We start from the raw sequence: 15,134 nt of genomic DNA, 5'->3' as shown, positions 1-15,134 counted from the left end.
GGCCGGCCGGACGACGGGACCGGCATTCGTTACGGGGCCGCCACCGGCCGGTGACGGTCACGGCGGTGGGTGCGGGGAGTGGCGAAGCGGCGCATGCACGGGCGTTCCACCCCCGCGTACACCAGCCAGGAGAGCAGGAAGATCACCGGAAGGGCGGTCAGGATCGCCGCGAGAGCGCTCCAGCCCACATGTGTCAGCCCCACGTACATCAGCCCCAGCACCATGAGGTGGACCAGGTACATGGCGTAGGAGATCTCCCCGAGGAACACCAGGGGCGCGGTGCGCAGCAGTGAGGTTCCGCCGCGCAGATCCAGCTCGGCGGTGGCATGGACCAGCACGGCCAGCGGCGCCACGGTCGAGGCCGCGTACATGAACTCGTGCGGCAGGAACGAACTGTTCACGATGATGGCGCTGATGACGCCCAGCGCGGCCGGCAGCACACCGACGCGCGGAAGCCGGATGCCCTCGGCGGCGATCCGGGCCACGATCATCCCGAGCACGAACTCCGGCAGTCGCGTGACCGGGAGCATGTAGAGGAACCAGTAGCCGGGGAAGAACCGCCCCTCGGGGTTGAGGACCAGGGCGCAGAACACCGGCCAGGCCCAGACGAGGGCGATGGCCGACACAGCACCGATCAGCAGACCTCGCCGCGACAGCCGCCTGATCCACGGCAGCAGCAGCGGGAAGAGCAGGTAGAAGAACGCCTGGGCGGCCAGCGACCAGGAGACGGGATTGCCCGCGGAGAGGAAACGCTGGCTGGGCACCCAGGTGTTCACCAGGAAGAGGCCGGCGAAGTGGGCCACCAGCCCCGGACCGCCGGTGGTGGCGGCGGTCCCGGCGAGCGCCAGGGCGCCCACGACCACACACCAGGTCAGTACGTGATTGGGCAGGATCTTGGCGGCCCGCCGGCGCCAGAAGGACCGTGCGGTGTCCGTCGGGCGGGCCGAATGGGTCAGGACGTATCCGCTGAGGATGAAGAACAGCGAGACCGCGCTCGCACCCACCCAGACCTCGGGCCCCAGCGTCCTGGCGAGTCGGGGGCTGGTCAGCAGGGCGCAGTGCGTGAAGACGACCCCGGCCGCGGCGGTGAAACGCAGGCCGGTCAGCGAGGGCAGCTGCCCGCCGGGTCTCCTGCCGCCCCCCGCCGGCGAACCCGCTTCCGTACGGGCGGCCGGGACGCCGCCGGCCCGGGTGGCGGACCGCGAAGACAGCCTGGAGAGATGGCGCATGGGAGGCCTCCTGCGAGAGCACGCCCGAGCCCGCGACCACCACGTACAGGGAAGCGGGGCGCAGGGGGCGGGGCCCGTCGGGGATCGGACGGCATGACTGATCCTTGCCCGGGCAAAGGAATGGGCGGCCCGTCGCGCGGCTGGCACGATTGACCCATTGCCGGACACCCGGGCAACAGGGGGTCGAGCCGATTTCACCCGTACGGCCCAGCTGCTCAGGGGCCGACAGTCGGTGGTGCCGCGCACGGGATGTCACGGGGGAGCCGGGAGCGCCGCTGTGTGCGGGAAGGCGGCCGATGCGCGCTCTGCCGATCGGGTGACGTGCCGTCAGGACTCTTGCTGGTGCGTGAACGCCGATGGATTACTGGCCTCATCCAATCCGGTGGGCCGCCCGTTCCTCTCCGGGGAGCGGCAACTTGCCTGCCCTCGATGACTACTTGAGTGCGGGCAACGGTGCGGCCCTGACACCGTCACATGCACGCTTCGCGTGGGGAGGTGCCTCCTCGACCCGTGCGGTTCGCGGCATCGGGGTGCCCGGCGGTTCACGCCATCTCATTCCGGGGGCGTACATGCCAATTGTCCGTACTCTGCGATCCCTTCTCGGTGTCTGTGTTCTTGCCGCGGGACCGGCCCTGGCGCCGGCCCCGGCCCACGCGCAGGCCCCGACCTCCGTGCTGTGCAGCGAGTCCGCTCTGGTGAACGCGATCACGGCGGCGAACGCCAAAGGCGGGGACACCTTGGCGCTGTTCCCCTTCTGCACCTACCGGATCACCAGCGCTCACTACCCGAGCGCCAGGGGGCCGGTGGGGCTGCCGGCCATCACCACCCCCATCACGATGAACGGCATCGGCAACGTCATCGAGCGTGACCCGGGCGCTCCGCAGTTCCGTGTCCTTCAGGTCGAGGGATCCGCCAACGTGCCCGGAACGAGAGGGCAGTTGACCGCGCAGGGGATCACCGTCCGCGGCGGCAGTGCCGTGTCCCCCTATCCGGGAGGCGGCATCTCCAACCTGGGCGGCACGGTCTCCCTGAGCCTCAGTGACGTCACCGGCAACACCGCCGTCGCCGGGGGCGGCCTCTACAACGACAACGGCGTCATGGTCCTGTCCAACACCCACGTGCACCACAACTCGGTCCCGACCACCGGCGGCGGGATCTACCTCAACTCCGGCAGCGTGCTGTTGACCGACTACCTCACCTACGTGCGGGACAACACCCCGGACAACTGCGCTCCGACCGGAAGCGTCGGCGGCTGCGTCTGAGGGACCGGCCGAACCATCGGCCCGTGCCCGTCAGGCGATCCACACACAGCCTGCCGCACCCGCGGCCTCCCGGCCGCGGTTCGTCACTCCCTTCACACATCGCTCCACACACCCATCAAGGAGGCAATGCCATGGCCATCAACCCGAGTCAGGGATCGACCGCGGGCGGGACCGCGGTCACCATTACCGGCACGAACCTCGCCAACGCGACATCCGTGCACTTCGGTTCCAAGACAGGCACCATCACGGCCAACACCCCCACCTCGGTCTCCGTGACCTCCCCGTCCGGCACCGGCACGGTTCCGGTTACGGTGACCACCGCTGCCGGCACCAGCAACCCGCTTTCGTTCTACTACATCGGCCCGCCGTTCAAGTCGAACCTCAGCCCCATCACGGGCGTTACCGCAGGCGGCAACACCGTCACCATCAACGGCACCGGGCTAACCACGGCCACCGCGGTGCACTTCGGGAGCGCCACCGCGACCCCGATCGTGGTCAATGACGGGCAGTTGACCGTCGACGTACCGGCCGGCGTGGGCCCCGGGCCGGTGAGTGTCAGCGTCACCACCGCCGGCGGGACGAACAACGGACTGAGCTACACCTATGTCGACGGGCCCACCATCGGCACCCTCAACCCCGATTCGGGTGGGGTCAGCGGCGGCACGGTGGTGACCCTCACCGGCACCAACCTCAACACGACCCAGTCCGTCACCTTCGACGGCGCGGCCGCGCCTTTCTCGGTGATCAGTGACACCAATCTTTCGGTGGTCAGCCCGCCCGCGCCGGGTGGCACGTCCGGGCCCGTCGATGTCGCGGTGACCACCACTGGTGGTACCGCGACCGACACCGACGCGTTCACTTATGTGGACGGGCCGGGGATCTGATCTCCCGTCCGGTCCGCTGACCGCCCGGGCAGGGCGTCTTGTGCTCTGCCCGGGCACAGCACATCTTCCTTGACGCGCCTCGTCCGGCGCGCTCATCCCAGTGCCCGGCTGGGCGCCCGCCCTCGAAGGACCATGGCTGTGAAACCCTCAGAGAACCTGCCGTCCGACTCCGCCCCGCGGTCGCTGGCCGCTGCCCCGCCCGCGGTCCTCTCGGTGTCACCCACCTCGGGTGCCACCGGGGGCGGAACCGTCGTGACGGTGAACGGCACCGGATTCACCGGCGCCACCGCCGTGCGCTTCGGCGCCACGCAGGGCACCGCGGTCACCGTCGTCTCCGACACCCAGATCACCGTCGTCTCCCCGCCGGGCACCGGCACCGTGCAGGTCACCGTCACCACCCCGGCCGGCACCAGCAACCAGTTCGTCACCTTCGGCTACACCGCCACCCCCGCGCCCGTGCTCAGCGCACTGAGCCCGAACACGGGTCCGGCGGCCGGCGGGACGGTGGTGACGCTGTCGGGGACGGGCTTCACGGGTGCCACGGCGGTGCGGTTCGGCTCGGTGTCGGCCTTGTTCACGGTGGTGTCGTCGACGCAGATCGCCGCGACGGCGCCGGCGGGTTCCGGCACCGCGCAGGTGACGGTGGTGACTCCTGGGGGTACCAGCAACGCCCTGCCCTACACCTACACCGCGGTGCCGACTCCCGTGCTGTCGTCGGTGAGCCCCAACACCGGCCCCGCGGCGGGCGGAACGGTGGTGACCCTGTCCGGGACGGGCCTGACGGGCGCGACGGCGGTGCGCTTCGGCTCGGTGTCGGCGACGTTCACCGTGGTGTCCTCGACCCAGATCACCGCCACCGCACCGGCAGGCTCCGGCACCGCCCAGGTCACGGTGACGACCCCCGGCGGCACCAGCAACGGCGTGCCGTTCACCTACATCTCGGTGTCCGCTCCCGTGTTGTCGTCGGTGAGTCCGAACTCAGGGTCTGCGGCGGGTGGGACTGCGGTGACGCTGACGGGTTCGGGGCTGAGCAATGCGAGTGCGGTGCGTTTCGGCAGTACGGCGGCGAGTTCGTTCACCGTGGTCTCGGACACCGTCATCACTGCGGTTGCTCCGGCGGGGACCGGTACGGTGCAGGTGACGGTGACGACCGCTGGCGGTACCAGCAACGGGGTGGCCTTCGCGTACACGTCGGTGTCCGCTCCCGTGTTGTCGTCGGTGAGTCCGAACTCAGGGTCTGCGGCGGGTGGGACTGCGGTGACGCTGACGGGTTCGGGGCTGAGCAATGCGAGTGCGGTGCGTTTCGGCAGTACGGCGGCGAGTTCGTTCACTGTCGTTTCGGCCACGCTCATCACCGCGGTTGCTCCGGCGGGGACCGGCACGGTGCAGGTGACGGTGACGACTCCCGGCGGTACCAGCAACGGGGTGCCCTTCACGTACACGTCGGTGGTTGCTCCGGTGTTGTCGTCGGTGAGTCCGACGTCGGGTTCGTCGGCGGGTGGGACGGTCGTCACGCTGACGGGGTCCGGGCTGACGAATGCGAGTGCGGTGCGTTTCGGCAGTACCGCGGCGAGTTCGTTCACCGTGGTTTCGGCCACGCTCATCACCGCGGTTGCTCCGGCGGGGACCGGCACGGTGCAGGTGACGGTGACGACGCCCGGCGGCACCAGCAACGGGATCTCCTACACCTACGTGCTGGCGCCCGGTCTGACCGCCGTGAGCCCCAACCAGGGGCCCACTTCGGGCGGGAACACCGTCACGCTCACCGGCATCAATCTCACCGGAACCACCGCGGTCGCGTTCGGTACCACCCCGGCGGCGTCCTTCACCGTTGTCTCCCCGACTCAGATCACGGCCGTGGCTCCGCCCTCGGTGGCGGGGGTGGTGGGCATCACCGTGACCGCGCCGGGAGGGTCCAGCACGCTTCCGAACTCCTACTTCTTCGTCAACGCGCCCGTTCTCACGGCGGTGCAGCCGCTCTCGGGGCCGCTGGCCGGCGGCAACACCGTCACCCTCGTCGGCAGCTCCCTCGTCGAGGCCACGGCGGTCCGCTTCGGGAGCACCGCCGCCACGTCGTTCACGGTGGTCTCGGATTCCGAGGTCACCGCCGTGGCCCCCGCGGGAGTCGCCGGGCCCGTTCAGGTGACCGTCACCACCGTCGGCGGCACCAGCAATCCGGTGACCTACACCTACCTCACACCTCCGGTCATCATTTCGTTGGCACCGACGCAGGGGTCCACCTCCGGCGGCAGCACGGTCACCCTCACCGGCAGCAACTTCTCCCAGGCCACCAAGGTGTTCCTCGGCAGCCAGCCGGTGGGCTTCACTCTCGTCTCCGACACCCACCTCGTGGCCGATGTCCCCGCGGGAGCCGCCGGACCGGTGGATGTCACCGTGGTCGGCCCCGGCGGCACCAGTGCCCCGCAGACCTACACCCGGCTGTCGTCGCCCGGTATCTGAGGTACGGGCGGGCGGGTCCGGCCGGCCCTGATTGCCAGCGGCCTGTCGGACAAGGCACCCTTGCGTCATGTCGCACGTGAGACTCGAAGCCTGGATCGGCGGAGAGTGGCTGGAAGTGGATGCCGTGAGCGTCTCCGTCATGGAGTCCGCGCTGACCCTCTCCTTCGAACGCCAGAAGTCCGAGTCCGGATACCGCAGCCTGATCTGGGAGCCCCTGGAGAGATTTCTCCGGGAATACCGCGAGGAGCCGGTCGTCGTCGTGCCGATGGGGCGCAGCCTGCCCGTGATGTTCGGGCCCGGCGCGGCGGGGCCCTTCCGGCTGTCCGAGATCTCGGAGAACTGAACGGACGCGCCGGCGCCGGTCTATGCCGACTGGCGGATGAGGTCGGCGGCCTTCTCCGCGATCATGATCGTCGCGGGGTTCGTGTTGACCGAGACGATCGTGGGCATCACCGACGCGTCCGCCACCCGCAGGCCCGTCAGCCCGTGCACGGTCAGGTCCGGAGCGACCACCGCCTCCGCGCCGGTGCCCATCGCGCAGGTGCCCACGGGGTGGAAGTACGTGCCGGTGGCACGCGCCAGGTACGCCCGCAGCTCCGCCTCCTCCGTGACGCCGTCGCCGGGCAGGACCTCACGCGTGCGCCACTCCCGGAACGGCGGCGCCGCCGCGATCTCCCGCGCCACCTCGATGCCGTGCAGCATGCGCCGCACGTCCGACTCCGTGCCGAGGTAGTTCGGGTCGATCAGCGGCGGGGTGTCCGGGGCGGTGGTGGCCAGGCGCACCGAGCCCCGGCTCTGCGGCACGGTGGCCAGTCCGAGGGTGAAGCTGTTCGCCGGGGCCCGCATCGTCGGCGGGTGGTAGGGGATGTGAATGAACATCAGCTGCATGTCCGGACCGGAGAGGGCGGTGTCGCTGCGCCAGAGCAGTGACGTCTCGGAGAGATTGGTGCGTCCGGCGGGAATCGGGCGGCTCGCCTCGTGGACGAGCGGGCACAGCGGGTGGTCGTGCAGATTGCGTCCCACGCCGGGCAGGTCGTGGCGGACCTCGACGCCGGTGCGGCGCAGCTCGTCGGCGGGGCCGATGCCCGACAGCAGGAGCAGCCGCGGGGTGTCGACGGAGCCGGCGCTGACGATCACCTCGGCACGGGCGTGCGCGGTGACCGTCCCGGTTCCCCGGCGGAATTCCACTCCCGTGCACCGCGCGCCGTCGAACAGCAGCCGGTGTGCGCGGGAGCCGGTCGAGACGGTCAGATTCGGCCGCCGGCCGCGGACCGGGTGCAGATAGGCGTCCGCGGTGCTCTGCCGCCTGCCGTCGGCGATGCTCAGATCGTGCCGGCCCGCGCCTTCCTGGTGGCGGCCGTTGAAGTCGTCGGTGGCCGGGTGGCCCGCCGCGACGGCCGCGTCGACGAAGACCTCGGAGAGCGGGTTCGCCAGCTCCGGCGGCGCGGGAGCGGGGCGCATCGGGCCGCTGTCGCCACGGAACCCGGGGTCTCCTCCGGTGACCGTCTCCATCCGCCGGAAGTAGGGCAGGAGCGCGTCGAAGTCCCATCCCGTGCACCCGGCGGCGGCCCAGCGGTCGAAGTCGTTGCGGTGTCCGCGCAGGAACACCATCGCGTTGGTCGCGCTGCATCCGCCCAGCGTGCGGCCCCGCGGGTAGGCGTGGGACAGTCCGCCGGTGCCGTGCTGGGGCACGGTGGTGTAGGCGTGGTCGACCTCGCTGCCGAGCAGCGCCGGCCACGCGGGCGGTGTGGCGAGGTCCGCCACGGTCTGCGCGGGCCCGGTCTCCAGCAGCAGGACCGTGCGGTCCGCGTCCTCGGACAGCCGCGCGGCCAGCACGCAGCCCGCCGACCCCGCCCCGACCACGATGTAGTCGAACTCCTCCGCAGCCACCACTGTGCCCTCCCCTTCGTCACCTGCGGGGCCGGTCGCGGCCGGCTGCGCCGGGTAGGGGCGGTGACCGTGGTGCGACGGCGCCCTCGTCCACGGCATCGTACCGTCGCCGCGCCGTTGTCGATCAAGCTGGGAACGTCAACTCCCGCCGTGCGCACGGGACATGGCGCAGGCGGGAGTCGAGGGTGGCAGGCCGGCCCGTACGGTCAGGACGCGGCGAGCCGCGCGGACACGCAGGGGTCCTCGTTGCGGTAGCCGAGGCGGGTGTAGAGCCGCTCGGCGGGGGCGTTGTCGGCGAGCTGCCACAGCGTGCAGTACCCGTAGCGGCGCACCGCGTAGCGGGTCAGCCAGGAGGTCAGGGCGGCGCCCAGGCCCTGGCCGCGCTGGGAGGCGTCGGTCGCGACGGACGCCATCAGCGGCGCGCCGCTGTCCCGCAGACTGCTCATGGCACCGCAGGCCACCAGCCGTCCTGCCGGATCACGGATGCCCGCCCACACGCTGACGTCGGAGGAACCCGGACCGGTGGAGTGGGCCGGGCTGTGCACGTTGAGGAAGGCCAGCAGCTCGTCGTGGTGGGACTCGTCGAGGACGATCACCCGCTCCTCGGCCCGCTGCACCGGCGGTTCCTCCAGCGTCCAGCGGAAGACCCACTCGACGACATCGGTCACCGGCAGCAGCCGGCGGGCCAGGGCCTCGGTGCCGCGCGGGCCGGTGAACTCCCGTACCTGGTCGGGACGGCCCAGCGCGGCGCGCAGCACGAGCCCGGCGGCGGCGTCCGGTTCGCCGACGCTCCACATGTGTCCGCGGCCACCGTCGAGCCAGGCGACGGCGCCGTGGCCGGTCCAGCTGATCCGGTCGGACGGGTGCTGCCGCGCGGCGCCGAAACGCAGCAGGGCGGCACCGGTCCTGAGTTCCAGGCCCTGGGTGAACAGGTCCGCGGTCGGGGGAACAAGAGTCGTTGCCTGCATCGCTCTCTGGGGATGGCCGTAGGGGAGGGGCTTGGCCCGGACGCGCGCAGGACGCGGCCGGAACCGTCTGTTCTGAAGTGTGGGGATCCCGGCAGCGGCTGCGCACGCGCGCGCCCGGCCGATCGGGACGGCCCACTGTTGCACACCGCCCCCGGCCCGGAGCAAATCCCGGCGGAACGCAGGGGTGAACGCGGTGTGGCCATCCAGGGCAGAGGGGGCCCGCCGAGCCTCGGCGTGGGGCGAATCACCTGGTCGGGAGGGGTTCGGGGCGCCGCGGCGGGCTGCGGGGCGGGGAGCTGTGAAGGTCGTCGCGGCGGTGTCCGGGGACCCGCCGCGGAGCGTGGCCGGAGCGCCGGCCACGGGGTGTCCCGCACCACATCCCCGCACCACGTCCCCGGACCGAGCCCCCGGACCACGTGCCCGCGTCGCGTCCCCGCCTCACCGGTCCGGGCTCCCCGGGACGGCTCCCCGGCGGCGGGAACCCGGCAGCCCCGCGGTCCGACTAGTGGGCTGTGGAATGGAGCGAGAAGAGGCCGGGGCCCGCTGTGGCGCGGCACGGGAGCGAGCAGACCGGACTGGAGGTGCGGCTGCGCGGCGTGGTGTGCCGGCACGGCCGCCTGGAAGCCGTGCACGGCGTCGATCTCGATGTGGCGGCCGGTGAACGGGTCGCGCTGACCGGCACCAACGGCTCCGGGAAGACCACCCTGTTGCGCGCCGTGCTCGGGCTGCACCGGCGGGTCGACGGACAGATCCTGGTCGGCGGGCGGGGCAGCCGCACCGCCGCCGAGTGGGCATGGCGCCGGCGGGCCTGCGCCTGGATTCCGCAGCGCCCGGCGGCCGGACGGTTCCCGCTCCTCGCCGGTGAGCTGCTGGCGAGCAGCGGGGCACCGGCCGAGGCCGCGGAGGCGGCCGGGCGGCTGGGCGTCGGGATGATGGCGGACCGGCCGCTGAGCAGCCTGTCCGGCGGCCAGTTGCAGCGCATGCACCTGGCGCGCGCGGTGGGCTGTGTCGCCGCCGGGGCCGGGGTGCTGCTCGCCGACGAGCCGACCGCCGCGCTGGACTTCGCGGGGCAGGAGGAGGCCGCCGAGGTCCTCACCACGCTGCCGGTGACGCTGCTGGTGGTCACCCACGACCGGGCGATGGCCGCGCGCTGCGACCGCACCTGGGAGATGGCCGCCGGACGTCTGCGGGAGGTGTCATGAGCGCCCTCGCGCAGATCGCCGAGCTGTGGCAACTGGTCCCGGTGCAGCGGGCCGGCGGCGGACTGCTGCTCGCGGCCTTCGGCCTGCCGATCGTCGGCGTGGTGATCGTCGGCCTCGACATCATGCCGGTGCGCTTCGCCATGATGCACGTCGCGCTGCTGGGCATCGCCGTGGGGCAGCTGCTGGGACTCGACCCGATGCTGTGCGCGCTGGTGGCCTGCGCGCTGGCCGGCGCGGGAGTGGCACCGCTGGCGCGGACCGCCGAGGGGCTGTCGGGGGCGATGGGGCTGCTGATGAGCCTGGCCATCGCCGCCGCGCTGTTGCTGCTCGCGCTGTCCGGGGTCAACGCCAACGGTGCCTTCGCGCTGCTGTGGGGCTCGATCCTGGCCGTGCGCCCGGCCGATCTCGCCGTACTGGGCGCACTGGCGGTGGCCGTCCCCGCGCTCTTCGTCTGGCGCCGCCGTGACCTGGCCCTGCTGCTGCACGACCGCGAACTGGCGCAGTGCTCCGGGGTGGCGGTGCAGCGGCTGACCGTGCTGCTGCTGGTCCTGGTGGCCGTCGCGGTGGCCGGTGCCATCCGGCTGACCGGCGCGCTCCTGGTCGACGCCCTGACCCTGCTCCCGGCGCTCGCCGCCCGCCGCCTGGGCCGCTCACTGGTGTCGATCACGGTGTGGGCGGTCGGCATCGGCGTCGTCGTCAACGTCCTCGGATTCCTGCTGTCACTGGCCTGGGACCTGCCGCCCGGCCCGGTACTCGTCCTCGCCGCGGGGGCCGTCGCTCTCGTCGCCCACCTCTTCCCCGAACGGAGAACCCGCTCATGGCGCCTGCCCGCCACGTCGTCCGCCCCCTCACCGCACTGAGTGCGGGGCTGCTCCTGCTGACCGGCCTGACCGGCTGCGGCACCGGCTCCGACAAGGACGCGTCGTCCGCGAAGGGGGCGTCCGGACCCGTCGTCGTCGCCACCTCCAGCTGGGAGGCGGCGCTGGCCAAGGCCGCCGGGGCGAAGAACGTCAGGTCCCTCGTCCCGCCGTCGGTCCGGCACGCGCCCGACTACGACCTCAAGCCGTCCGACCTGGCGGCGGTCGCCGACGCCGACTACGTCCTGTACGCCTCCTTCGAGCCGTTCGCGGGACGCATCAAGGAGGCCGCCGGCTCCCACGCGAAACTGGTCGAACTCACCCTGGACAACGCGCCCGACACGACGAAGGGCGAGGTCACCAAGCTGGGCAGGAAGTTCGGCACCGAGAAGGCCGCCGCCACCTGGAACGACACCTTCACCGCACGGTGGAACTCCCTGAGCCGGCAGGTGAAGGCGAGCCGGCCCGGCGGGAAACCGCCCGTGGTGGCGGCGCAGAAGTTCACCACGTGGGCGGCCGAACTGGCCGGCGCGCGGGTGGTCGGCACGTACGGACCGGAGGCGGTCACCCCCGACCAGCTGTCCTCCCTGACGGCCAAGAAGCCCGCGTACGTGCTGGAGAACGAGAACATGTCCACCGGCACCGTGCTGCCCGGCTCGGGCGCCGAGCAGTTGGACATCGCCAACTACCCGGGCAAGGACCTCGACCTGCTGGGCGTGTACCGCAAGGCCGCCACGCAGATGGAGAAGGCGTTCGCGCGCGGCTGAGGGGCCGAAAGGTGAAGGGGGCAGGACCGCCCGGCGCGGTCCTGCCCCCTCGCGTTCCTCCCTGCTTCACCCGACCCGGGCGGTGTCGGCCGGCCCGGGGCCGTCGGCGGGGAACGCCTCGGCGGCGCGGGCCCGCAGCGCCGCACGGTCGGGCTTGCCGGCCGGGGTGAGCGGCAGGTCGCCGGTGAGCAGCAGCAGATGCTCCGGGTGCTTCCGGGGCTCCAGCCCGCGCCCGTCCAGGTGCGCGCACAGGCTCTCCAGCGCCGGCGTCCGGCCGGGACGGGGTACGACGCAGGCCGCGAGACGTTCCCCCATCAACGGATCCGGGACGCCGACGCACAGCACGTCCCGCACGTCCGGGTGGCCGGAGAGCGCGCCCTCGACCTCGGCGGGGCTGACGTTCGCGCCGCCGCGGATCACGATGTCCTTGAGGCGGCCGACCACCCGCAGGCTGCCGTCCGCGGTGAAGCGCCCGAGATCCCCGGTGCGGACCCAGCCGTCGGCCGTGCGGTAGCGCATGTTCAGCTCGGGCGCGCCGACGTAGCACAACGGGGTCATCGGGCCACGGGCGAGGATCTCTCCCGCCTCGCCCGCCGCGCCGCCCTGGAGGGGAGCGATCCGGATCTCGCAGACACCGGGGTCGGGCCGGCCCACCACGATCCCCGGACCGGTCTCCGGCCCGCCGGGACCGGCCAGACCGCCGTGGCAGTGGACGCCGTCGGCGGAACCGTAGAGGTTGACGACGGCGCAGCCGAAGGCCCGCCGGGCCTCCTCGCGGGTGGCCGCGTCGAGGGCGGAACCGCCGAGCACCAACGCGGTGGGGGCGGCGGGCCGTTCGTGTTCCACCGCCGGCCGGTCGAGCATCATCCGCACCATGGTGGGCACGGCCATCACATGGCTGGGCCGGTGGACGCGGATCGCCTCCAGCGCCGCGTCCGGGGTGAAGTGGTCGAGGAGGACCAGGCAGCCGCCGTGCCGGGCGAGGGTCACCGCCGTACCGCTGCTGCCGAAGGCCGAGGCCAGCGGCACCAGGAACAGGCAGCGCGGGGGAGTGTCCGCCCGCAGCAGCGAGGCCAGCGAGTTGCCGCGGCCGCCCGCGAGCGCGTTGTGGGAGTACGCCACCATCTTGGGCTCGGCCTCGGAGCCGGAGGACACCAGGATGCGGGCGGCCGCGTCCGGGTCGGGACGCGCCGGACGGAAGCCGTCCGCCTCGGTGTCCAGCAGCTCCGCCAGCGACAGACAACCCTCGGGTACGGGCCCTGGGCCGGCCGCGATCACCGTCTGCAGCGCCGGGAGTTCGGCGTCGGCAACGGACCGGCGGCCGAGCGCGGCCAGCTCCGATGCGTGCGCGACGCCGCGGTGCGTGGTGGCCGCGAGCACGGCCCGCGCACCGGAGCGGCCGAGCAGCGACGCCGCCTCCCGCCCGCCGCGCCCGACGGGGAACGGCAGGACGACGGCGCCCAGGGCGGCCAGGGCCAGATCGGCCGCCACCGCCTCTCTGCTGTGGGGGAGTTGGACGCCCACCGTGTCGCCCGGGCCGATGCCGGTGCGGGCCAGTCCCGCGGCCAGACCGCGTGCCCGGCGGTCGAGGTCCGCGTAACTGATCCCGCCTCGGGCGTCGATCACGGCGATGTCGTCGGGGCGGGCGATCCGCCGGGCCCGGAACAGGCTGTAAAGATCCAGGTCGGGGCAGTGTCCTTCGGCGGCCCAGGTGCGGCGCAGCGCAGCCGGGACGAGGTCGTGGAACCGGGGTGTCACAGGAACCTCCAGGGCGAAGGGACGGCCAGGGAGCCGTGGGCGTCGCGGGTCAGGGCCGCGGCCACCCGCGGGTCGGACGGCAGCGCGGCCAGATCGGTGGTGACGGTGGTGGCCGCGAGGCCCCGCGCACGCAGGGCGGCCACCGCCTGCTGCGCGGACACGTCCCGCAGCCCGGGGAGAGTGGCGGCAGCGGCGCGGGCGGCGTCATCGGACGGGGCGAGCCAGCCGTCGGCGGCCGGCAGCGGACGGCGGAAACCGGCCGGACGGCGCAGCGTTCCGCCGGCCGCGGCACGGTCCAGGGCCGGCCCGGTGAGCAGCTCCGCGGCGCCCAGCAGCGAGGACTCCACCCGCACTCCGCAGCTGGTGCGCTCGCGCAACAGCAGACCGGCCAGCACCGCCCCCGCGCCGAGCAGTCCGCCGAGCACATCGAGCAGGGTCATCAGCGAGGGCGCGGGCGGCTCGCCCTCGGGGCGGGCCACCTCCCCGACACCGGTCCGGGCCTGCACCATGAAGTCGGTGCCCATCGGGGCGCCGGGCGGCGGACGGTCCGCCCACCCACTGGTGTAGGCGTACACCAGCCCCGGGTTGACCGCCGCGAGGCGCTCGGCGTCCAGCCCGAACTGCTCCGCCTTGCCCGGCGCCCAGTTGTGCAGGAACACCGACGCACCGGCGGCCAGCTCCCGCAACTCCTCCTGCCCGGCACGGGACTTGATGTCGATCTCCACGGCCCGTTTGCCCCGGTTGAGGGCGAGCCAGCGGGCCGAGACATCCGTACAGCAGGGCGGCATGCCGCGCAGCGGATCCCCACCCGGCGGCTCGATACGCAGCACATCGGCGCCGAGCACACCGAGCAGATGAGCGGCGAGCGGCGCCTGGACCCGGCGGCCGGCCTCCAGCACCGTCAGACCGGCGAGGGGGAGTGCCGCCGGGGGAGGGGTGCGGCGGACCGGCGCGCCGCCCGGCTGGTCGCGCGGCGTGACGGTCCACGGCCCGCCGGCCCACGACGCAGGGTGCGCCGGCGGATGCAGAGCACACACCTCGGCGCCCGCATCGCCGGCGGCCTGCCGCACCCGCGCCCAGGAGACGGCCCGCGCGGTCTCCTGCAGCGCTTCGGGCAGCGGCGCGCGGGCGGTGGCGTAACGGAACTGGAAGGGGCGCCAGCCGCTGCGTATCGCGTCCTCGGGTGCGCCCAGCGCCCGCCAGAACCGTGCCCAGGGGCCCGGCTCCAGTGCCTCCAGCTCGAAGACCGTGCCGCAGGACGCGGTGAACGGCGGGCCGCCGGGAGCCGCGGGCACGGCCTCCGCCTCCGGGGCGTTCGCCGCGGCGAGGTACTGGGACAGCGTCAGCAGCGCGGCCCGGTCAACCCCGGTGCACAGCTCCACGGCGCCGCCGACCCCACGGGCCCGGCCCAGCAGCCCGGCCAGCAGCCCCTGCACCGAGAGCACCGACGCACAGGTGGCGGCGTAGTCCACGGCGAGCCCCCGCGGAGCCCCGTCGCGCCTTCCGTGCACATGCATCATCCCGGTGGCGGCCTGCACGGTCGCCTCGTCGGCGGCGTCCGCAGCCGGCAGCACATCGGCCCAATAGGAGTGCGCGGTGACCCGGCCCAGCCGGCCGGTGGCCGTGAAGCGCGCGGGGCCGGACGGCGGAGGTGCGTTCCCGGCGTCCGGTGCCGCCTCGACGCCGGCGCCGAGCGCCCGCAGCGTGCGCAGCGACGGCGCGGTCAGCGCGGCCGGTCCCGAGACGTGGAGGTCCACCTCCTCCAGCGGTCGCATCGCACCGATGACAGTGGGGTGTCCCACGGCATTCCTCTCCGGCGGCGGCAGCGCGCCGCACGTCTCGCACGGACCTGAACGG

General features: G+C 73.1%; 12 protein-coding genes. 7 read left to right on the top strand and 5 right to left on the bottom strand.

Translation table 11 applies throughout. From position 1 onward, the window contains the following. Window positions 1-29: 29 nt before the first annotated feature. Window positions 30-1,229, bottom strand: coding sequence for an acyltransferase family protein (locus ACQP17_RS00420; RefSeq protein ID WP_433854348.1), 1,200 nt, complete (start codon window positions 1,227-1,229; stop codon window positions 30-32). Between the two features lie 695 nt (window positions 1,230-1,924). Between ACQP17_RS00420 and ACQP17_RS00415 the strand changes: the two genes are divergently transcribed. From ACQP17_RS00415 to ACQP17_RS00400, 4 genes are all read left to right on the top strand, one after another. Beyond that, entirely contained in the window at window positions 1,925-2,491 is a 567-nt protein-coding gene (locus tag ACQP17_RS00415) for a hypothetical protein (protein ID WP_433854347.1), read from the top strand. Between the two features lie 131 nt (window positions 2,492-2,622). After that, the gene (locus ACQP17_RS00410; RefSeq protein WP_433854346.1) at window positions 2,623-3,375 is read left to right on the top strand and encodes an IPT/TIG domain-containing protein; all 753 of its coding nucleotides are present in this window, start codon (window positions 2,623-2,625) and stop codon (window positions 3,373-3,375) included. Window positions 3,376-3,513: 138 nt separating this feature from the next. Then, complete coding sequence (locus tag ACQP17_RS00405) at window positions 3,514-5,835, top strand: beta strand repeat-containing protein (RefSeq protein ID WP_433854345.1); 2,322 nt, start codon at window positions 3,514-3,516, stop codon at window positions 5,833-5,835. A gap of 67 nt (window positions 5,836-5,902) precedes the next feature. Beyond that, a complete protein-coding gene (locus ACQP17_RS00400) occupies window positions 5,903-6,178 on the top strand; it encodes a hypothetical protein (protein ID WP_433854344.1) in 276 nt (91 codons plus the stop codon). A 20-nt stretch (window positions 6,179-6,198) separates the two neighbouring features. Here the strand turns inward: ACQP17_RS00400 and ACQP17_RS00395 are convergent, their stop codons facing one another. Both ACQP17_RS00395 and ACQP17_RS00390 read right to left on the bottom strand, forming a co-directional pair. Continuing rightward, window positions 6,199-7,725 carry a GMC family oxidoreductase gene (locus ACQP17_RS00395; RefSeq protein WP_433854343.1) on the bottom strand — a complete coding sequence of 509 codons (1,527 nt, stop codon included), beginning with the start codon at window positions 7,723-7,725 and terminating at the stop codon, window positions 6,199-6,201. 206 nt (window positions 7,726-7,931) lie between these two features. Further along, on the bottom strand, window positions 7,932-8,693 hold the full coding sequence (locus tag ACQP17_RS00390; RefSeq protein ID WP_433854342.1) for a GNAT family N-acetyltransferase: 762 nt from the start codon (window positions 8,691-8,693) through the stop codon (window positions 7,932-7,934). A gap of 545 nt (window positions 8,694-9,238) precedes the next feature. Between ACQP17_RS00390 and ACQP17_RS00385 the strand changes: the two genes are divergently transcribed. The 3 genes from ACQP17_RS00385 to ACQP17_RS00375 are packed head-to-tail and all read left to right on the top strand — an operon-like array spanning window position 9,239 to window position 11,519. After that, the gene (locus ACQP17_RS00385; RefSeq protein ID WP_433854341.1) at window positions 9,239-9,895 is read left to right on the top strand and encodes an ATP-binding cassette domain-containing protein; all 657 of its coding nucleotides are present in this window, start codon (window positions 9,239-9,241) and stop codon (window positions 9,893-9,895) included. Further along, window positions 9,892-10,755: a metal ABC transporter permease gene (locus ACQP17_RS00380; RefSeq protein WP_433854340.1), complete on the top strand. Its 864-nt coding sequence runs from the start codon at window positions 9,892-9,894 to the stop codon at window positions 10,753-10,755. Before ACQP17_RS00385 ends, ACQP17_RS00380 begins: the two co-directional genes overlap by 4 nt. After that, window positions 10,713-11,519, top strand: coding sequence for an ABC transporter substrate-binding protein (locus tag ACQP17_RS00375; protein ID WP_433854339.1), 807 nt, complete (start codon window positions 10,713-10,715; stop codon window positions 11,517-11,519). The genes ACQP17_RS00380 and ACQP17_RS00375 overlap by 43 nt, the downstream gene beginning before the upstream one ends. A gap of 66 nt (window positions 11,520-11,585) precedes the next feature. Here ACQP17_RS00375 and ACQP17_RS00370 read toward each other — a convergent pair whose 3' ends face one another. Then, window positions 11,586-13,277 carry a class I adenylate-forming enzyme family protein gene (locus ACQP17_RS00370; protein ID WP_433854338.1) on the bottom strand — a complete coding sequence of 564 codons (1,692 nt, stop codon included), beginning with the start codon at window positions 13,275-13,277 and terminating at the stop codon, window positions 11,586-11,588. Further along, window positions 13,274-15,052, bottom strand: coding sequence for a CoA transferase (locus ACQP17_RS00365; protein ID WP_433859798.1), 1,779 nt, complete (start codon window positions 15,050-15,052; stop codon window positions 13,274-13,276). Before ACQP17_RS00365 ends, ACQP17_RS00370 begins: the two co-directional genes overlap by 4 nt. Window positions 15,053-15,134: the final 82 nt, after the last annotated feature.

Origin of the sequence: Streptomyces kronopolitis, assembly GCF_050953795.1 — a bacterium.
GTDB classification, from domain to species: Bacteria; Actinomycetota; Actinomycetes; order Streptomycetales; family Streptomycetaceae; genus Streptomyces; species Streptomyces kronopolitis_A.
This window is presented reverse-complemented; position numbering and strand designations above follow the sequence as displayed.